This is a genomic window from Cryobacterium sp. M91 (assembly GCF_002929615.1).
GTDB classification, from domain to species: domain Bacteria; phylum Actinomycetota; class Actinomycetes; order Actinomycetales; family Microbacteriaceae; genus Cryobacterium; species Cryobacterium levicorallinum.
The window spans coordinates 34,713-53,154 of sequence record NZ_PJJT01000079.1 but is presented as its reverse complement, the minus strand read 5'-3'; the positions used below and the strand labels follow the sequence as shown (position 1 = coordinate 53,154).

At 66.0% G+C, this 18,442-nt stretch carries 15 protein-coding genes; 6 read left to right on the top strand and 9 right to left on the bottom strand.

Going from position 1 to position 18,442, the window contains the following annotated elements:
- Position 1 precedes the first annotated feature (1 nt).
- Both CXY80_RS06705 and groL read left to right on the top strand, forming a co-directional pair.
- Entirely contained in the window at positions 2 to 1,051 is a 1,050-nt protein-coding gene (locus CXY80_RS06705; RefSeq protein WP_104132044.1) for a DUF3048 domain-containing protein, read from the top strand.
- A gap of 140 nt (positions 1,052 to 1,191) precedes the next feature.
- Positions 1,192 to 2,820 carry a chaperonin GroEL gene (gene groL / locus CXY80_RS06700; protein WP_092451084.1) on the top strand — a complete coding sequence of 543 codons (1,629 nt, stop codon included), beginning with the start codon at positions 1,192 to 1,194 and terminating at the stop codon, positions 2,818 to 2,820.
- Positions 2,821 to 2,957: 137 nt separating this feature from the next.
- On the opposite strand, the gene CXY80_RS06695 is transcribed toward groL, so the two are convergent.
- The 6 genes from CXY80_RS06695 to CXY80_RS06670 all read right to left on the bottom strand — a co-directional run bounded on the left by CXY80_RS06695 (position 2,958) and on the right by CXY80_RS06670 (position 11,261).
- Positions 2,958 to 4,529, bottom strand: a complete 1,572-nt coding sequence (locus CXY80_RS06695) for a GMC family oxidoreductase (protein WP_104132043.1) — start codon at positions 4,527 to 4,529, stop codon at positions 2,958 to 2,960.
- An 8-nt stretch (positions 4,530 to 4,537) separates the two neighbouring features.
- Positions 4,538 to 6,034 carry an aldehyde dehydrogenase family protein gene (locus CXY80_RS06690; protein ID WP_104132042.1) on the bottom strand — a complete coding sequence of 499 codons (1,497 nt, stop codon included), beginning with the start codon at positions 6,032 to 6,034 and terminating at the stop codon, positions 4,538 to 4,540.
- On the bottom strand, positions 6,031 to 8,166 hold the full coding sequence (gene betT / locus CXY80_RS06685; RefSeq protein ID WP_092451078.1) for a choline BCCT transporter BetT: 2,136 nt from the start codon (positions 8,164 to 8,166) through the stop codon (positions 6,031 to 6,033). The genes CXY80_RS06690 and betT overlap by 4 nt, the downstream gene beginning before the upstream one ends.
- 205 nt (positions 8,167 to 8,371) lie before the next feature.
- Positions 8,372 to 8,662 carry a WXG100 family type VII secretion target gene (locus CXY80_RS06680; RefSeq protein ID WP_092451076.1) on the bottom strand — a complete coding sequence of 97 codons (291 nt, stop codon included), beginning with the start codon at positions 8,660 to 8,662 and terminating at the stop codon, positions 8,372 to 8,374.
- A gap of 130 nt (positions 8,663 to 8,792) precedes the next feature.
- Entirely contained in the window at positions 8,793 to 10,520 is a 1,728-nt protein-coding gene (locus CXY80_RS06675; protein WP_104132041.1) for a HAMP domain-containing sensor histidine kinase, read from the bottom strand.
- A gap of 48 nt (positions 10,521 to 10,568) precedes the next feature.
- Positions 10,569 to 11,261 (bottom strand): response regulator transcription factor, encoded by a 693-nt coding sequence (locus CXY80_RS06670; RefSeq protein WP_092112483.1) that lies wholly within the window; start codon positions 11,259 to 11,261, stop codon positions 10,569 to 10,571.
- Between the two features lie 143 nt (positions 11,262 to 11,404).
- Here CXY80_RS06670 and folP point away from each other — a divergent pair, with 143 nt between their 5' ends.
- Together folP and CXY80_RS06660 are read left to right on the top strand one after the other, a co-directional pair.
- Positions 11,405 to 12,319: a dihydropteroate synthase gene (folP, locus tag CXY80_RS06665; protein WP_092451072.1), complete on the top strand. Its 915-nt coding sequence runs from the start codon at positions 11,405 to 11,407 to the stop codon at positions 12,317 to 12,319.
- Complete coding sequence (locus tag CXY80_RS06660; RefSeq protein WP_104132040.1) at positions 12,319 to 13,035, top strand: pyrimidine reductase family protein; 717 nt, start codon at positions 12,319 to 12,321, stop codon at positions 13,033 to 13,035. Before folP ends, CXY80_RS06660 begins: the two co-directional genes overlap by 1 nt.
- A 221-nt stretch (positions 13,036 to 13,256) precedes the next feature.
- On the opposite strand, the gene CXY80_RS06655 is transcribed toward CXY80_RS06660, so the two are convergent.
- The 3 genes from CXY80_RS06655 to CXY80_RS06645 all read right to left on the bottom strand — a co-directional run bounded on the left by CXY80_RS06655 (position 13,257) and on the right by CXY80_RS06645 (position 17,126).
- Positions 13,257 to 14,900, bottom strand: a complete 1,644-nt coding sequence (locus CXY80_RS06655) for a DNA repair helicase XPB (protein WP_092451068.1) — start codon at positions 14,898 to 14,900, stop codon at positions 13,257 to 13,259.
- A gap of 91 nt (positions 14,901 to 14,991) precedes the next feature.
- Positions 14,992 to 16,854 carry a helicase-associated domain-containing protein gene (locus CXY80_RS06650; protein WP_104132039.1) on the bottom strand — a complete coding sequence of 621 codons (1,863 nt, stop codon included), beginning with the start codon at positions 16,852 to 16,854 and terminating at the stop codon, positions 14,992 to 14,994.
- The gene (locus CXY80_RS06645) at positions 16,854 to 17,126 is read right to left on the bottom strand and encodes a multidrug ABC transporter ATPase (RefSeq protein WP_134443801.1); all 273 of its coding nucleotides are present in this window, start codon (positions 17,124 to 17,126) and stop codon (positions 16,854 to 16,856) included. The genes CXY80_RS06650 and CXY80_RS06645 overlap by 1 nt, the downstream gene beginning before the upstream one ends.
- A gap of 93 nt (positions 17,127 to 17,219) precedes the next feature.
- Between CXY80_RS06645 and CXY80_RS06640 the strand changes: the two genes are divergently transcribed.
- Both CXY80_RS06640 and CXY80_RS06635 read left to right on the top strand, forming a co-directional pair.
- Positions 17,220 to 17,600, top strand: coding sequence for a cold-shock protein (locus CXY80_RS06640; protein WP_092451191.1), 381 nt, complete (start codon positions 17,220 to 17,222; stop codon positions 17,598 to 17,600).
- Entirely contained in the window at positions 17,593 to 18,282 is a 690-nt protein-coding gene (locus tag CXY80_RS06635) for a DUF3027 domain-containing protein (protein WP_104132038.1), read from the top strand. Before CXY80_RS06640 ends, CXY80_RS06635 begins: the two co-directional genes overlap by 8 nt.
- Positions 18,283 to 18,442 lie beyond the last annotated feature (160 nt).

Genomic DNA, 18,442 nt, shown 5'->3' with positions numbered 1-18,442 from the left:
TATGAAAAATACGGCCCGCACCGCTCGACCGCTTCGGGCAGCGGGGCTGCTCGCCCTCGTGCTGCCGGCACTGCTCCTGAGCGCGTGCAGCGGCAGCACCCCGGCCCCCTCCTCGACACCGACCAGCACGGCCTGGACCTCTGACTATGTCGCCCCGGCGGCGACCGAGATCGCACCGCTAACCGGGCTGAGCGTCGAAGGCGGCTCGTCGGCCCACCCGTCCCTGGCGGCCAAGATTGACAACCACGTTGCGGCCCGGCCGCAGGTTGCCATTGACCGTACCGACGTCGTGTTCGAAGAACTGGTCGAGGGCGGCATCACCCGCTATGTCGCGGTCTGGCAGTCAAGCATTCCCGATCAGCTCGGACCGGTGCGGTCGATTCGGCCGATGGATCCCGACATTATCGCGCCGTTCGGCGGCCTGGTCGCCTACTCCGGCGGCCAGCAGCGATTCGTCGACGCGATGAATGCGACCGGCCAGATCAGCGCCATCTTCGACTACGACACGAGCGGCTTGTTCTCGCGGTCCTCCGCTACTTCAGCCCCGCACAACGTGATCCTCGCCGCGTCGGAATTCGTCAACCGCAATGCCTCCGTCGCCCCGCCCGCCCAGCAGTACGCCTACGCGTCCACCCTCGCCGCGGCATCCGCTGCCACGGACGGTACGCCGATTTCGGTGATCAACACCAGATTTTCCAACTCCAGCGCCCGCAGCTGGACCTGGAACGCCGAGGCGGCCGCCTACCTGCGCGCTCAGGATGGCGCGCCCGACCTGACCCCCGAGGGGGCCCAGCTCAAGGCCACCAACGTGGTCGTACTGCGGGTCGATGTAACCGTCTCCGACAGTATCCCCAAGACCGAGTTGATCGCCTCCGGTGAAGCGTCAATCTCGTCCGGCGGCAAGACCCTCGCGGCCACCTGGAGCAAGGACGCCCAGACGTCGCCGATCCGCCTCATCGACGCCAACGGAGTGACAATTCGGCTGGCACCGGGCAATACCTGGTTCCAGTTGGTGCCCAACGGCACCGGCTCGGCCGATCTCGTTCCCTGACAGCTGCAGATAGCCCGGCATCACTCCGGATGCTCGCTTGCACTCTCGACCCCAGAGTGCCAGAATCGATCTAGCACTCTCGTCATCCGAGTGCTAACCCCATCATCGTTTGGAACGTCCGGGAGGGACGAGTTACACATATGGCAAAAATCATTGCATTCAATGAAGAGGCCCGTCGTGGGCTTGAGCGCGGCCTGAATATTCTCGCCGACACCGTCAAGGTCACCCTCGGCCCGCGCGGCCGCAACGTCGTTCTGGAGAAGAAGTGGGGCGCCCCCACGATCACCAACGACGGTGTGTCCATCGCCAAGGAGATCGAGCTCGACGACCCGTACGAGAAGATCGGTGCCGAGCTCGTCAAAGAGGTCGCCAAGAAGACGGATGACGTAGCCGGCGACGGAACGACCACCGCAACCGTCCTCGCCCAGGCTCTGGTTCGCGAAGGCCTGCGCAACGTCGCAGCCGGCGCCGACCCGATCAGCCTCAAGCGCGGCATCGAGAAGGCCACGGCAGCTGTCATCGCCGAGCTCATCGCCAGCGCCAAGGAAATCGAAACCAAGGAAGAGATCGCGGCCACGGCTTCCATCTCTGCCGGCGACACCGAAATCGGCGCGATCATCGCCGAGGCCATCGACAAGGTCGGCAAGGAAGGTGTTGTCACCGTTGAGGAGTCGAACACCTTCGGCACCGAACTCGAGCTCACCGAGGGCATGCGCTTCGACAAGGGCTTCCTGTCGGCGTACTTCGTCACCGACCCCGACCGTCAGGAAGCGGTCTTCGAAGACCCCTACATCCTGATCGTCAACTCCAAGGTCTCCAACATCAAGGACCTGCTCCCCATCGTGGACAAGGTCATCCAGACCGGCAAGCAGCTCCTCATCATCGCGGAAGACGTCGACGGCGAGGCCCTGGCCACGCTCGTTGTGAACAAGATCCGTGGCATCTTCAAGTCCGTCGCCGTCAAGGCTCCGGGCTTCGGAGACCGTCGCAAGGCTCAGCTGCAGGACATCGCCATCCTCACCGGTGGACAGGTCATCTCGGAAGAGGTCGGCCTCAAGCTCGAGAACGTCACGCTCGACCTGCTTGGTAACGCCCGCAAGGTCGTCATCACCAAGGACGAGACCACGATCGTAGAGGGTGCCGGCGACGTCGAAGCCATCGCCGGCCGCGTTTCGCAGATCCGCGCCGAGATCGAGAACACCGACAGCGACTACGACCGCGAGAAGCTCCAGGAGCGCCTCGCCAAGCTTGCTGGCGGCGTTGCTGTCATCAAGGCCGGAGCCGCAACGGAGGTTGAGCTCAAGGAGCGCAAGCACCGCATCGAAGATGCAGTGCGTAACGCCAAGGCCGCCGTCGAAGAGGGCATCGTCGCCGGTGGTGGCGTTGCACTGATCCAGGCCGGCAAGACCGCATTCGAGAGCGAAGCAGTTCTCGCTCTCGTCGGCGACGAGGCAACGGGCGCGAACATCGTGCGCGTCGCCATCGACGCTCCGCTCAAGCAGATCGCACTCAACGCGGGCATGGAGCCCGGCGTTGTCGCCGACAAGGTGCGCAACCTGCCCGTCGGATGGGGCCTCAACGCCGCCACCGGCGAGTACGTCGACATGATCGCTGCCGGCATCAATGACCCGGTGAAGGTCACCCGCTCCGCGCTGCTCAACGCCGCGTCGATTGCCGGACTGTTCCTCACCACCGAGGCCGTCGTTGCCGACAAGCCCGAGAAGAACTCGGCTCCGGCCGGCGACCCCTCGGGTGGCATGGACTTCTAAGTCCCCGCCAGCTGGCACCACACAAAAGTGGGCGTCTCCCTCGGGAGGCGCCCACTTTTTTCATGTTCCGCCGCCGAGGTGCGAGGCTGACCGCATTATTCGCAAAAATTGGGCCCGGACTCACACCTCGGCGCAGGTCAGCGGATGCTGCGGGCCGCCTTCACCAAGTCGGCGCAGCGCTCACCGATCATCATCGTGGTGATATTCGGGTTTACTGTGACGAGAACCGGCATGACCGAGGCGTCGGCGACGCGCAGGCCGGCGACTCCCTTGACCCGCAGCTCGGGATCGAGCGGCGCGAGCACATCGTCGACGGCGCCCATCCGCAGGGTTCCGGCCGGGTGGTAGACCGTGTTGTGGGTCTTTTCGATGTACGAGGTGATTTCGGCATCCGTTTGCACAGCGGCGCCCGGATACAGTTCCTCGCCGGCCCACTCGGCCATGGCCGGCTGACCCACGATCTCCCGGGCCTTGCGGATGCCGGCGACCATGACGCGCATGTCGTGCGGGTCGGTGAAGTAGCGCGGATCCACCATGGGCTTATCGCGGTAGTCGCTCGAGCGCAGCTTGACCGTGCCGCGGGAGCGTGCCCGGGTGACGTTCGGCGTCAGGCAGAACCCGTTCTCCGTCGTCGGGTAACCCTGACGGGCGGTGTGCATGTCGAAGGGCACCGAACCGTAGTGGAACATGAGGTCGGGGCGGTCGAGGCCCTCCTCGGTCGTCGTGAAGATGCCGGCTTCCCACCACTGGGTGGAAGTCTCGGGCATCGGCTGCTTCGCTTCCCACTGAATCACGCCCTCCGGGTGGTCTTGCAGGTTCTCGCCGACGCCGGGGGAGTCCGCTAGTACCTCGATGCCAAAGGAGGCAAGCTGCTCGGCCGGACCGACGCCGGAGAGCAGGAGCAGCTTGGGCGAATCGATGGCGCCGGCCGAGAGTATGACCTCGGCGCGCGCGGTGAGCTGGTGGGTCTTGCCGAAGCTGACATCGACGACCTGTACGCCGGTACAGCGCTTGTTCCCGTCGAAGGTGAGTTTGCGGGCTCGCATGCCGGTGAGCAGAGTGAAGTTGGCACGATCCCGAATCGGGTGAATATACGAAACGGATGACGACGCGCGCGTTCCGTCCGCCTGCCGGTTGATCTGGAAGAAATTCGCGCCGTTCACAACGGTCGTACCGGAGTTGAATGTTGTGCGCGGGATTCCGGTCTGTTCGCAGGCGTCGAGGAGAGCCACGCCGCACGGATCGGTGGCCGGCACGTTCATCAGGTGCACGGGGCCGTCCTGGCCGTGGTGCGGGGCCCGGTCCTCGTTGGTTTCCAGACGCTGGAACAGCGGGAAGGTGGTGGCGGCGTCCCAGCCGGTGGCTCCGTGCTTGAACGCCCAGTCGTTCAGGTCTTCGGCCGGAGCCCAGAACGCGATGCAGGAGTTGTGGCTGGAACAGCCGCCGAGCACCTTGGCACGGGCGTGGCGCATGAACGAGTTGCCGTGCTCCTGCGGCTCGATCGGGTAATCCCAGTCGTAACCGCTCTCCAGCAGCTCCATCCAGCGGTCGAGCTGGAGGATGACGTCGATGCCACGGTCGTCGGGACCGGCCTCCACGAGGGCCACCTCAAGGGCAGGATCCTCGCTCAGCCGGGCGGCGACAGCGGCCCCGGCGGAACCACCACCGATCACGATGTAGTCGAAGTCGGTCTGGGTCAGTAGGGTCATCGGTGGTCCTAACGTGCGGCGAACCAGCCGGTGACGGCCGGTGCGGTGTTCTGGTAAATGTGCTTAGTTTCCTGGTACTCGCCGAGGCCCATCGGGCCGAGCTCGCGACCAACGCCGGACTGGCCGTAGCCGCCCCACTCCGCCTGCGGCAGGTAGGGGTGAAAGTCATTGATCCAGACGGTTCCGTGCCGCAAGGCCTTGGCCATGCGCTGGGCCTTGCCGGCGTCCTGGGTCCAGACCGCTCCGGCCAGGCCGTAGACGGTGTCGTTGGCGATGCGCACGGCCTCGGCTTCGGTCTCGAAGATTTCAATCGTCACGACCGGGCCGAAAGCCTCGTCGATCACGACGGACATGCCGCTCGAAACCTGGTCGAGCACGGTCGGCGTGTAATAAAAGCCCTGCGCGAGGTCGCCTGCGCCCCAGGTTCCTCCGCAGCGCAGGCGGGCGCCCTCGGCGATGCCCTTCGCAACGTAGGCGGTGACTTTGTCGCGGTGCGCTGCGCTGATCAGCGGCCCGGTTTCGGCCTTCGGGTCAAACGGTCCGCCGAGACGGATCTGGTTGGCCCGGCGCACGAGCTCGTCGACGAACTTCTCGGCAACGGATGCTTCCACCACGATGCGCGCGCCGGCCGAGCAGACCTGCCCCGAGTGCACGAACGCGCCGTTCAGCGCGTTGTCCACGGCGGCGTCGAAGTCGGCGTCGGCGAAGATCACGTTGGGATTCTTGCCGCCGAGTTCGAGGGCGACCTTCTTGACCGTTCCGGCGGCGGCCGCTGCGATCTTCCGGCCGGTCTCGAGACCGCCGGTGAACGAGACCAGGTCGACGTCGGGGTGGCTGGAGAGCGGGGCCCCGGCCACAGCGCCAGCGCCGAGCACGAGGTTGGCGACGCCGGCCGGCAGGCCGAGGTCGTCCAGCAGCACCATCATGAGCATGCTGGTGTGCGGGGTGAGCTCGCTCGGCTTGAGCACGAAACTGTTACCGGCGGCGAGGGCCGGGGCGATCTTCCACGCGGCCTGCAGCAATGGGTAGTTCCACGGCGCGATCAGCCCGCAGACCCCGACGGGCTCGTGCACGATGCGGCTGACAACGTTTTCATCGCCGGCATTGACGATGCGTCCGCTGTCCTGCCCGGCGATCTTGCCGAAGTAGGCGAAGCAGTTCGCGATGTCGTCCATATCGATTTCACTCTCGACCAGACGCTTGCCGGTGTCGAGCGTTTCGGCGCGGGCGAACTCGGCCCGGCGCACGCGCAGTTCAGCGGCGACGCGCAGCAGAAAATCACCACGTTCGGGCGCCGGAACGCTGCTCCACAGGCCGCTGTCGAAGGCGGTGCGGGCCGCGCGGATCGCAGCATGGACATCCGTTGTGGTCGCCTCGCTGACCGTGCCGACCAGGCTCTGATCGGCCGGGCAGTGGATTTCGCGGGTGCCGGCGTCGCTCGCTGGTACCCAGGCGCCGCTGATGAACAGCGTGGCCGGCGGCGCGGTATCGATCGGTGTGTTCATTGCTTGACCTCGTCCGATTCAAAATCGGCTTCCCAATTGTCTTTAGCCACCTGGTCCTCGGCGAGGGCGGTGTTTCCCGGCTCTGCCCGGTTCAGGTGCAGAAAGTCGAGGTGGGTTTCGTAATGATCGAGCACGTCAGTGATGACCTGCTCCTTGCTGTAGCCCATGAGGTCGTAGCCGTGGCTGCCCTCGAGGGAGAAAACCTCCATGCGGTAATACTTGCCGCTGGCGCTCGCCGAACGCACCGCATAGGTCGGAGTGTCGAATTGCACGGGGTAGATCTGGTATTTGAAACCACGCTCGTCGCCCATCGACACGTTGAGGTCGAGGTGCGGAATCTGCAGACCATCGACCACGCCCTGCGATAGCGTCACCTCGGCACCCTGCGTCACGAGCTCGTCACGCACTTCCTGCAGGGCGGGCAGGGCCACGCTCGACACGAAGCGTTCGGCCTGGCGTGGGCCAGGGTAGCTCATGGCGCGGGTCAGCCGCTGACGCCAGTTGCGCGCCCGCGCCGGGTCGGTGCTGCGGCCAGACAACAGGCCGGGCAGGCTGGCCCGGTAACTGTCGGTGAGCGATTGCTCCAACCGAAGCGCCCGATACAGCCCGAGCATGACGAGCAGCAGCACCGCGGAGAAGGGCAGCCCCATAATGATCGTGGCATTTTGCAGGGTCGGGATGCCGCCCACCAGCAGCATTGCCATGGTCAGCACTCCGGTGGTCACCGCCCAGAAGATGCGCAGCCACTTCGGGCCGTCGGACTCGGAGTCCTTGAGATGCGAGGTGAAATTGGCCATGACGAGGGCGCCGGAGTCGGCGCTCGTGACATAGAACAGCAGTCCGGTGAAGGTCGCGATCGCGGCGGTGGCCGGGGCGAACGGGAACTCGGCCAGCAGCGAGTAAAACGCACGCTCCGGCGAATTCATGGCGACCTCGCCGAAGCCGGCATCTCCGCCGATCACGATAGCGAGGGCGCTGTTGCCGAACACGGCGATCCAGATCAGGATGAACGCGAACGGCACGATCATGGTGCCGGCGACGAACTCGCGGATGGTGCGGCCGCGGCTGATGCGGGCCAGGAACAGCCCGACGAACGGCGCCCAGGCGATCCACCAGGCCCAGAAGAACAGGGTCCACCAGTTGAGCCATTCATCGGGGCGGTCGTAGGCGAAGGTGTCGAGGGTCATGGCCGGGAACCGGCTCAGGGTGTCACCGATGTTGAGGACGATGGCGTCGAGCAGAAAGCTCGTGTTGCCGGCAATCAGAATGAACAGCATGAGGCCGACGCTCAGCAGAACGTTCAGCTCGGACAGTCGACGAATGCCCTTCTCGACCCCGGAGACGACGGAGATCGTGGCCATGACCACACTCAGGGCGATGAGCGAGCCCTGCACGAGCAGGGTCTCCGGCGTTCCGAACATAAAAGTGAGGCCGTAGTTGAGCTGGGCGACGCCGATGCCGAGGCTCGTGGCGATGCCGAAAATGGTGCCGAGGATCGCGGCGATGTCGACCACGTCGCCGATCGGGCCGTGGATCTTCTTGCCGAAGATCGGGTACAGCGCCGAACGGATGCTCAGCGGCAGGTTCTGCCGGTAAGCGAAGTAGCCGAGGGCCAGACCCATGAGGGCGTAGAGGGCCCAGCCGGTGAGGCCGTAGTGGAACAGGGTCCAGACCATGGCCTGGCGGGCGGCCTCAACGGAGCTGCCATCACCGGTGGGCGGAACGAGATACTGGGTGACCGGTTCGGAGACCGAGAAGAACATGAGGTCGATGCCGATTCCGGCGGCGAAGAGCATGGCGGTCCAGGTGAACAGGCTGAACTGCGGCCTGGAGTGGTCTGGCCCGAGGCGGGTCTTGCCGACCCGGGACAGCGCGACGACGATGACGAAGACCAGCACGACAGTGACGATCAGAAAGTAATACCAGCCGAGGTTGACCGACACCCAGCCGACGACGGCAGCAATGACGTCGCTCGCGTTGCTGGGGGCGAGAATCGCCCAGAGGGCGATGGCAATGATGCCGGAGGCTGAACCGAAGAAGACCGTCTTGTTCACCCGGGTTTTGTTCTCCGGGGGGAGGCCAGGCGGTCCGGTCGATGGTTCGGTGGCGGGAGTGTGGGCAGAGAGAGTCATCTCATCCTTGGTGCTTGGTGTGATGTCGAGGTGGCGCCGGCCGCGTGTGCGCGGGCTGGCTGTCCGAGTGGCCGCGGTGGCGGCGTACGCGCGTCTGTCAGTCTAGCAACCGAAAATCCGCGTCTTTCCGGGCTTTTTCGGGATGCGCTGGGTGCGGTAGTGCTATCCCGCGCGAGATAACACACTCCGACCGGCCACGAATCGCCTACCGCGCGAACAGCCGGGTGTTGGCTTGCTCGGTCTCGGCGTACTGCTGCCCGGCCAGGCTCAGCGCCTGGTTGAGCAGGGTCAGGCTCTCTTCCAGCTGCTGATGCATGCCGCGCCACTCGGCGAAAGCCCCCTGGAACGCGGCAGACGCCTGGCCGGTCCAGAACCCTTCGAGGCTGGTGAGCTGGGCGTTGAGCTCGGCCACATCGGCCTGCACCCGCCCGATCGTGCCGCGTGCGGTGTTGGCGGTGCTCTGCACCGCATCGCTGTCGACCTGAAAGCTCGTCATGGTGTGCCTTCCTGCTACTCAAACATGGATGTTGGTGACCATGAGCGTAGAAGGCGAGCGTGCAGCATCCGCTGCCCGGCAGTCAATTTGTGAATGGATGCCGCCTGCCGCGGCCGGTGCAGGAGGGCCGCTACGGAATGACGGGCTGGGCGTGCAGCGGCGCGCTCGGCGTGCCGGCGAGGGGGAGCGAGACCCGGAAGGTGGCGCCGCCGCCGGGGGTGTCGACGACGTCGACGGTGCCGTTGTGGCTGGCGACGATGGCGGCGACGATGGCGAGGCCGAGGCCGCTGCCACCGGTTTCGCGGGCGCGGCTAGAGTCGGCGCGCCAGAAGCGCTGGAAGATCTTCTCCCGAATCTGCGGCGGGATGCCCTCGCCGTGGTCGACGATGGCGATCGATGCCCGCAGGGTGCGCGGGTCGACTGCGACCTCGAGTTCGATCGGGCTGTCTGAGGCGGTGAACCGCATCGCATTGCCCATCAGGTTGGTGATGACCTGGCGAATCTTGTTCTCTTCGGCCATCACCACGGGCGGCAGCTGGGGCACGACGGGCAACACAGTCAGGCCGGCATCGGGCAGCACAGCGGTTGTGCGGCGCGGTTTGCGGGTGCGCAGCCGGGCCAGGGTGGCGCCGGCGAAGGCAATGGCACCGGTCGGAGTGCCCGTTCCGGACGGCCGGGTAATCGTGCCGGTGGTGACGCTCTCCGTTCCATCGTTGTCGATCTCGCCGGAGTCACCGAAGTGGTGGTCCAGATCGGCGTCAGCCTCGAGTGACACAAGCACGGGCGGGGGAATCACCACCGTCACCTGGCGGCCCGGTGAGCTGGCCATGGTATCGAGGGCGGCGTCGCGGGCCAGCGGAACGAGGTCGACCGGGGTGAGCGCGAGCGGCTTGGTCTCGTCGAGGCGGGCGAGTTCGAGCAGATCCTCGACCAGACCGCCCATACGAATGGCCTCTTTTTCGATGCGTTCCATGGCTTGGGCGACATCTTCGGGGGTCTGCAGGGCACCCATGCGGTACAGCTCGGCGTAGCCGCGCACCGAAACCAGGGGGGTGCGCAGTTCGTGGCTGGCGTCGCCGACGAAGCGGCGCATCTGGTCAATGGTGCGGGCGCGGTCTTTGAAGGCCCGGTCGATGCGGCTGAGCATGATGTTGAGCGAGCGGTTGAGACGACCGACCTCGGTGTTCGGCGTTGCGCCGCCGAGACGCTGGCTGAAGTCACCGTCGGCGATCGCCGCGGCGGTCTGCTCCGCCTCGCGCAACGGCACGAATGTTGTGGTGACGAGCACGCGGGTGAGCATGGCGCCGATCAGCACGACCCCGGCGCCGAAGCCCAGAAAGATCGTGAGGTAGGTGGCCATGGTGTTCTCGGTGGGCCGCAGCGACACGGCCATGACGAGGGTGCCGTAGGTACCGGTGGGGCTGATCACCACGGGAACCATGATCGCGTGAAACTCGGTGTCGTGGGCGGCGTCCCACAGAGTTTGAATCTGTCCGTCAAGCTGCGAGACCCGTTTCAGGTCGAGCGGCATGCCGACAACCGGCAGCTCGGCGTGGTCGCGTTCCTGCCAGGTGCGGGTGATCAGCGCGCCGTCTTGGTCGTACAGGGCCACGAAATAGTCCGAGGCGACGCCCTCGGTATCACCCTGCGAGAACACGCTCGACGAGTAACCGCTGAGCGCGGTCTGCGTGTCGACCTGCAGCTGGGTGTCGACCTGGGTCACCACATACTGCTTGAGCATGGCCATTGTGCCGATGCCGGAAACGAGCAGGCCGAGCGTGAGCATCAACACCGTGACACCGGTGATCTTGGAACGGAGGGAGATGCTGCTCCACCGCCTGGACAGGGTTTCGTGCATAAGGGGATTTAGTCTACGAAAGCTCGCTGTGTATAACGAACGCCGTGACTACGCCTTGGCGGCCTTGAGCATGTAGCCGAAGCCACGCTTGGTCTGAATGAGCGGTTCGCTCGAGTGCACGTCGACCTTGCGGCGCAGGTAGGAGATGTAGCTCTCCACGATTCCGGCGTCACCGTTGAAGTCGTATTCCCAGACGTGATCGAGGATCTGCGCCTTCGACAGCACCCGGTTGGGGTTGAGCATGAGGTAGCGCAGCAGCTTGAACTCGGTCGGGCTCAGTTCGATGGCCTCGGTGCCGACGAGAACCTCGTGGGTGTCCTGATCCATGGTGAGTTCACCGGCTCGAATGACGGCATCTTCATCGGCGTGCATGGTGCGACGCAGGATGGCCTTGATCCGGGCGACGATCTCGTCGAGGCTGAACGGCTTGGTCACGTAGTCGTCGCCGCCGACGGTGAGGCCGGTGATCTTGTCTTCGGTGTCGTCCTTGGCCGTCAGGAACAGAATCGGGGCCGTGTAGCCGGCCGAACGCAGGCGCTTGGTGACACCGAAACCGTTCATGTCGGGCAGCATGACATCGAGAATGATAAGGTCGGGTTCCTCCTCGAGCACGGCGGAGATAGCCTGCGCGCCGTTGCCCACTGCGCGTACGGCGAAGCCGGCGAAGCGGAGGCTGGTGGTGAGTAGGTCGCGGATATTGGGTTCGTCATCGACGATAAGGATGCGGGGGCCGTCAGTCATGCCCCCAGTATCTGCGTGTTAGCTGAAGCTTTACTGAGAGTGAGTCCGTGTGCGGGGATCGACGGCCGATGATCCGTTCCGCGGCAGGAGTTGGCGACATGATGGAATGGAACAATCGATTTGTTCCAATGGTGAGGACCGTTATGACACGCACGAGAATCAACTCCGCTCCGGGAGTGATGCTTCCTCAACTGGATGCTCCGCGCCGGTTGATCGGCGGCCGCACCTTCGATTTCGATCGCGAGGTGGCCGTGATGGCCATCGTCAATCGCACGCCGGACTCGTTCTACGACCAGGGTGCAACGTTCGCGCTCGACGCATCCGTTTTGGCGGCGCAGAAGGCCATTGCCGACGGGGCAGACTGGGTCGACATCGGTGGCGCCAAGTTCGCGCCCGGGCCAATCGTGCCGATCGAGGAGGAGATCGACCGGGTCGTTCCGGTGGTCGAGGCGCTGCGCGGCGCCGGCGTGGTCATCTCGGTCGATACCTTCCACCCGGCCGTGGCCGCCGCGAGCATTGCCGCCGGCGCGCACGTGATCAACGACACCACCGGCGTGCACGACCCGGCGATGGCCGACGTCGTCGCCGACAGCGATGCCACCCTCGTGATCACCCACAGCCTCGCGGCGCCGCGCATGCCCTATCCGGCGCCGCAGTACGACGATGTTGTCGGCGAGATCAGCGCGTTTCTGCTCGCCCGCGTCGACCGAGCCCTCGGGCGGGGGATGCGGGCCGACCGCATCATCATCGACCCCGGCCATGACCTCAACAAGACCACGCGGCACTCGCTCGAACTCACCCGCAGGCTCGGCGAGATTACCGGGCTCGGCCTGCCGACGCTGGTGGCCGTCTCCAATAAGGATTTCGTCGGGGAGAGCCTCGATCGGCCGCGCGGTGAACGGGTCGACGGGTCGCTGGCCGCCATGACGGTCTGCATTCTGCAGGGGGCGCGGATCGTGCGCATGCACAACGTGCGCGCGGCGGTCGATGCCGTGCGCATGACCGAGGCCATCCTCGGGCTTCGGCAGCCCGCCTACGAGCGTCACAACCTCGCCTGATGCGCGCCGAGCTGCCGCCGCGGGCGGAACTTATCGAGCACTACCGGGTGGCCGACCGCGGGGCGCCGCGGACGCGCGTCAACTTCATCGCGAGCCTCGACGGCGCCGCAACCATCGACGGCCTGAGCGGTGGCCTGAACAACGCCGACGACAAACTCGTGTTCGACACCCTGCGGCTACTGACCGACGTGATCCTCATCGGGGCCGGCACCGTTCGGGCCGAGGGCTACGGTGGCATTCGTTTATCAGCGGATGACGCGGCCTGGCGCACGCAGGCGGGTCTGGCCGCCCAGCCTCCGCTAGCCGTGGTGTCGGGGCGTCTGGATCTCGACCCGCGGCATCCGCTTTTCACGGAAGCCGTGACCCGCCCCATCGTGCTGACCCACGCCGCCGCCCCGTCAGACCGGCGGGCCGCGCTCGCCGCGGTGGCCGACGTGATCGTGTGCGGCGACGAAGAAGTCGAGCCGCACCGCGTGGTGGCGGCGCTCGCCGAACGCGGATTGCCGCAGATCCTGTGCGAGGGGGGGCCGCACCTGTTCGGCGACCTGCTCGCGGCGGACTGTGTCGACGAGTTGTGCCTGAGTTTCAGCCCGGTGCTGGTGGGGGGCTCTGCTGGGCGTATCGCCGTCGGCGCTAGTGCTGTGACCCGCGCTATGGAGTTGCTGCACGTGCTGCGCGCCGGCGACATGCTCTTTCTGCGCTACGCCCGATCCTGAGCGCGCGCTCGTTGCTGAGCCGTGAGTGTTGGGCGAATTAATCGTTTCAACGCCGCGAAACTCACGGCTCGGCGAGCGAAACTCACGGGTCGACTCTGCAAACTCACGGGTCGGTGGCCGTGGCGCTAGGCGGGATTATGCGCTGATCCCGGCGTCTGCATCCGCCTGGGCCCGCTTTCCGGGCCCGGGCCCGGGAGGTAATCAGGCGCGCGGGAGAGGAGCTAGGCGGCCTCGAGGCTGTGCGAGTCGAGGATCGTGTAGCTGTAGCCCTGCTCGGCGAGAAAGCGCTGGCGGTTCTGGGCGAAGTCCTGGTCGACCGTGTCGCGGGCGACGAGGGTGTAGAAGTTCGCCGACAGGCCGGACTCCTTCGGGCGCAGCAGCCGGCCGAGACGCTGGGCCTCTTCCTGGCGGGAGCCGAACGAGCCGGACACCTGGATGGCCACGGTCGCCTCGGGCAGGTCGACCGAGAAATTGGCAACCTTCGACACCACGAGCACCTTGACCTCGCCCACCCGGAACGCCTGATACAACCGTTCTCGCTCGTCGATTGGGGTGGCACCGGTGAGCTGGGGAGCGTTCAAGACCTCGGCGAGTTCGTCGATCTGGTCGAGGTACTGGCCGATCACCAGGATGCGTTCGCCCTCGTGCTTCTGGATCAGTGCCTGCACCACGCCAAGCTTGGCCGGTGCGGTTGCGGCCATGCGGTACCGCTCGTCGTCCGCTGCCGCGGCATAGCTGAGCCGCTCCGACTGTGGCAGGTCGATGCGCACCTCATAGCAGTTGGCGGGCGAGATGAAGCCCTGGGCTTCGATCTCCTTCCACGGTGCGTCGAACCGCTTGGGGCCGATCAAGCTGAACACGTCGCCCTCGCGGCCGTCCTCGCGCACCAGGGTGGCGGTCAGGCCGAGGCGGCGGCGCGCCTGCAGCTCGGCGGTGAGCTTGAACACGGGTGCTGGCAGCAGGTGCACCTCGTCGTAGATCACCAGGCCCCAGTCCATGGCATCGAGCAGCTCGAGGTGGGCGTACTCACCCTTGCGCTTCGCGGTGAGAATTTGGTAGGTCGCGATGGTGACGGGCTTGACCTCTTTGACCTGCCCGGAGTATTCGCCGATCTCGTCGGGCGTGAGCGTGGTGCGCTTGAGCAGTTCGTCGCGCCACTGTCGCGCCGAGACGGTGTTGGTCACCAGGATGAGGGTGTTGGTCTTCGCTGTGGCCATGGCTCCGGCACCGACCAGTGTCTTACCGGCGCCACAGGGCAGCACGACCACGCCGCTGCCACCGTCGAAGAAGCTCGCGACGGCCTTGTTCTGGTAGTCGCGCAGCGCCCAGCCGTCTTCGCGCAGGGCGATGTCGTGCGGGGTGCCCGGCGTGTACCCCGCGAGGTCCTCGGCCGGCCAGCCGAGCTTCACCAGCTCCTGCTTGAGCTGCCCGCGCGCCCACGGCTCCACCAGGTACGTTTCCGGCGACGGATGCCCGATCAGCAGCGGCGCGATGCGCTTGGCTCCTGCTATCTCGGTGAGAACGGCCTGGTCGCTGCTGTGCAACACGAGAGCGCCCTCGGAGTCGCGTTCAATGACGAGACGCCCGTAGCGACCGACAGTCTCGGTGATGTCCACGCTGACCGTCTGGGGTATGGCGAATTTAGAATATTTCTCCAGCGTGGCGAGCATGTCCGAAGCGTCGTGGCCGGCCGCCCGGGCATTCCACAGACCCAGCCGCGTGATGCGATAGGTGTGGATGTGCTCGGGGGCTCGTTCGAGTTCGGCGAAGACAGCGAGGTCGTGACGAGCATCCTCGGCAAGAGGGTGGGCGACTTCGAGCAACACCGTGCGGTCACTTTGGACAATCAGGGGGCCATCAGACATAGCGCCTAATCCTACTCGCGTCGGGTGACGTCCCTGGCACCCGGCTGGTTCCGCGCACTCAGCCAATGCTCGCGCTGGGTGTCCCGATCGGTCAGGGTGCCGGGGTGATGCTCAGGATGCTCTTGAGCGGCAGGGTGCGCTCGATGTCGGCGCGTCGGTCGCGAGCTCGGAAGCGGCCGTTGCTGACACTGGCCGGTTGCAGCAGATAGTCCACGACCGAGCCGCCGGGCATCGCGATGCTGACCAGGATGGTCTGCTTCGCTTTGATGGCGGAGTCGAGCTGGCGGGCGAGCCAGGCATCCGCGACCGACACGCCGTGGCCGTCGCCGGCGCGGAGTTTCTCGACCAGGTTCAGGGCCGGATCTTTCGGCGGCGTCTCGGTGATCCGGGCGACCTGGTGTCGCCGCAGGTGCACGATCTCACCGTGTTCATTCTCAGCGGCGACGGGATAGCGCGCATCGCTGAGCGCCCAAAACACCGCGTCGCCGCCGAACCGACTGAGCAGGCGCTCGCCGTCGTCGGCGCGCACCAGCCCGAGTGGGGCGAGGGTCTGATCGACCGCGATCGTGTTCAGCAGCGCGGCATCCGCTGAAGAAACGTAACTCAACGCGAGGGCGGCGTCCTCGGCCAGGGTACCCACCCGTACACGACCGTAGCGGGCGGCCGACTCGTTGATGAGGTAGTCCACCGGCTGGGGAATTCCGGTGAGCGAGATCGATGCCAGGAAGGCCAGCAGGGACTTAGCGTCCTCGCCCGCGGCCAGCGCACGATTGACGGATGCCGCGGTGATGCGATAGCTCGACGCCAGTTCCCGACTTTCCACGTCGGCCATCCCGCGCAGGCGGGCATCGATCGACGGGGCCAACGGGCCGGGGGACACCATTGACAGGTCGTGCTGGAGATACACGGCACCGACCTCGGTGGGCAGGGCGGCCACCATGGTCGCCACGGCCGCCTCGGGGTCGCCGCGCAGCACGCTCGCGCCGGCGGTGCTCGTGGTGTCGTGGGCGGTGATTCCGATCAGTTCGGCGTCACGGGCAAACTCGGCCAGCTGCGTCTGCATCCACTCGCCGCCTGCCGGGTAGAGCCAGGCTATGAATCCCGATAGCGCCTCGCCCCAGAACAGTCCAGCCTGCCGCGGCAGAATGTCGGCGACGATCGGCGGAAGGGCCGCCTGCCAGGCCGCAGCCAGGGCTGCCCAGCGGGAGGTAGTGCCCTCGAGCAGCCAGGCCTCGCCGGCCTCGGTTTCCATCCAATACCCGTCGGAGCGGGCCAGCAGGTCTGCGCGCGCGGCCAGAGCCACAATCGGGGCGACCAGCTCGATTTCGACGGTCATAATGGCGGCCAGGCGCTTCGTGTCGGGTAGGCCGAGTCCGCCGCGGCTGAGCTCGCGGGCCGGCTCGCGGCTGAGCTCATTGACCAGCTCGGCGATCGACGATACAACCGAGAAGGCGCGCTCGGCGGCGAGCTGGTCGATGAACGGGATATCGGCGTCCGGCACGGCGGCTACGGCAGCGGGGGAGACCGTGGTGGCCAGATCGGTGGCTCCCGGAAGGCCCTGGGCCGGCCATTTAGCCAGGTGAGCCGAGACGGCGTCGTAGGGGATGCAGCATCCGTCCGCGCGAACGGTGAGCAGCAGGGCGTCGAGGGAGTCGGCGCGGGCGGCCACATCGACGGCCGTGACCTCGGCGGAACTCAGTGCTGAGAGCCGCCCGGCGACGGCGTGCAGGCTGGGTGCCGAATCAGCGCTCGTGCACTCGCCGGCGACGGCCAGGACGGCCAGGACGGATCGGTCCAGGTGGCTGAGCGCCAGCTGGATACTGTCGGGGTGCAGCAGTGCCTCGGCGAGGTCAAAAAAATCGTGGATGCCGCTCGCGCTCACACCGCGCACCCCGATCACGTGCCGCAGCTCGGCATCGGACAGGGCCCGGAGTCGTGACGCGAGGCCGAGCATTACTCGCGGTCTCGTCGGGCTTCGCGACTGCGGCGAACTCCCACCGTGACCATGAGCGCGATGACCAGCAGGAATCCAACCGGCAGACCGAAGGTCGGGAGGACGATAACGGATGGCCAGATGCCCTGCCCGAATTGCGCCGCCTTGACGCCCATCGCCGTAGCCGCGATCACCGCGATGAAGGCGAGGATCGACAACCCGACCACGCTCGCGACCATGTAAGCGAGAACACGTTCTATCCGGCTGACGGGTCGTGGAGTTTGATTGGTCACAGCCTAAGGATACGGGCACGCAGCGGCCGCAACCGAATATGCTGGGTGCACACCCCGCACTTTTTCGTGCGCCCAAAACTCAGTGAGGTTCAGATGCCTACCGGCAAGGTCAAGTTTTACGACGAGGAGAAGGGTTTTGGCTTCATCACTTCCGATGACGGCCAGGAAGTCTTCCTCCACGCTTCCGCCCTGCCTTCCGGCGTTACCGTCAAGGCCGGCGCGAAGCTCGAATTCGGCATCGCCGATGGCAAGCGCGGTGCTCAGGCGCTCTCGGTGCGGGTGATTGAAGCTCCGCCAAGCCTGTCCAAGATCAACCGCAAACCCGCCGACGACATGGCGATCATCGTCGAAGACCTGGTGAAGCTGCTCGACGGCATCGGCACCAACCTCAAGCGCGGGCGCTACCCCGAGTCGAGCCATAGTAAGAAGATCGCGGCGATGCTGCGCAAGGTCGCCGAGGAACTGGATGCCTGACGTGCCCGACGTCCAGCCGACCGACGTCCAGCCGACCGACGCCCAGCCGACCGACGCCCGGCCGACGACGGCGAAACCGACCGACGCCACCCTGCTCGCGGCTGTCGATCTGGCCCGCGCTGCGCTTTTGGAGATCACCGACGAGGACACGATCGGCGAGGTGATCGGGCACCTCGATGAGGGCGAACTCGTGATCTCGCTACTATTCGACTGCCTGATGACGGGCTATCCGGGCTGGCGCTGGACGGTTTCCCTGGCCCGAGTCGATGAAAACGCCGCGCCGACGGTGCTCGAGACCGAGCTCACCCCCGGCGACGATTCCTTGCTCGCACCCGAGTGGGTGCCGTGGTCGGATCGACTGGTCGAGGACGACTCGGAGGCGGATGCCGACGATTCAGAATCAGAGAATTACGACGACTCTGACGACGACGACGACTCTGACGACGACTCTGACGACGACTCTGACGACGACGACTCAGACGACGACAACGACGATGAGTCCGACGGCGACGACGGCGACGACGGTGACGACGACTCGCTTGACGCCCTCGACGGCATCGATTTCGATGAGGCGCTAGCGGCGGCGGAACTGAACCCAGGCGAGACCGGCGAGTCCGAGTCCGACGCCGATCACAGCGCACCACAGCCACCAACCCGGTCCCGCCGCGCTCGCCGCCCCTGACGCCTGCGGCGCCGTGAACTCAACGACGAGTGCGGCGCCGAGGGCCATCAGCCAGAGCAGCGTACCCACGACCAGTGCCGTGCGGGCATCCGTTCTGGCGGGCAGCGGATCGGGTCGCCGTTCACTGTCTTTTAACCAGAGACGCATGGCCCGATCCTTT

What these genes read in the sequence shown, in the direction of transcription:
- CXY80_RS06705 (WP_104132044.1), top strand. Translation starts at nt 2, where the DNA reads ATGAAAAATACGGCCCGCACCGCTCGACCGCTTCGGGCAGCGGGGCTG.
- groL (WP_092451084.1), top strand. Translation starts at nt 1,192, where the DNA reads ATGGCAAAAATCATTGCATTCAATGAAGAGGCCCGTCGTGGGCTTGAG.
- CXY80_RS06695 (WP_104132043.1), bottom strand. Translation starts at nt 4,529, where the DNA reads ATGACCCTACTGACCCAGACCGACTTCGACTACATCGTGATCGGTGGT.
- CXY80_RS06690 (WP_104132042.1), bottom strand. Translation starts at nt 6,034, where the DNA reads ATGAACACACCGATCGATACCGCGCCGCCGGCCACGCTGTTCATCAGC.
- betT (WP_092451078.1), bottom strand. Translation starts at nt 8,166, where the DNA reads ATGACTCTCTCTGCCCACACTCCCGCCACCGAACCATCGACCGGACCG.
- CXY80_RS06680 (WP_092451076.1), bottom strand. Translation starts at nt 8,662, where the DNA reads ATGACGAGCTTTCAGGTCGACAGCGATGCGGTGCAGAGCACCGCCAAC.
- CXY80_RS06675 (WP_104132041.1), bottom strand. Translation starts at nt 10,520, where the DNA reads ATGCACGAAACCCTGTCCAGGCGGTGGAGCAGCATCTCCCTCCGTTCC.
- CXY80_RS06670 (WP_092112483.1), bottom strand. Translation starts at nt 11,261, where the DNA reads ATGACTGACGGCCCCCGCATCCTTATCGTCGATGACGAACCCAATATC.
- folP (WP_092451072.1), top strand. Translation starts at nt 11,405, where the DNA reads ATGACACGCACGAGAATCAACTCCGCTCCGGGAGTGATGCTTCCTCAA.
- CXY80_RS06660 (WP_104132040.1), top strand. Translation starts at nt 12,319, where the DNA reads ATGCGCGCCGAGCTGCCGCCGCGGGCGGAACTTATCGAGCACTACCGG.
- CXY80_RS06655 (WP_092451068.1), bottom strand. Translation starts at nt 14,900, where the DNA reads ATGTCTGATGGCCCCCTGATTGTCCAAAGTGACCGCACGGTGTTGCTC.
- CXY80_RS06650 (WP_104132039.1), bottom strand. Translation starts at nt 16,854, where the DNA reads ATGCTCGGCCTCGCGTCACGACTCCGGGCCCTGTCCGATGCCGAGCTG.
- CXY80_RS06640 (WP_092451191.1), top strand. Translation starts at nt 17,220, where the DNA reads ATGCCTACCGGCAAGGTCAAGTTTTACGACGAGGAGAAGGGTTTTGGC.
- CXY80_RS06635 (WP_104132038.1), top strand. Translation starts at nt 17,593, where the DNA reads ATGCCTGACGTGCCCGACGTCCAGCCGACCGACGTCCAGCCGACCGAC.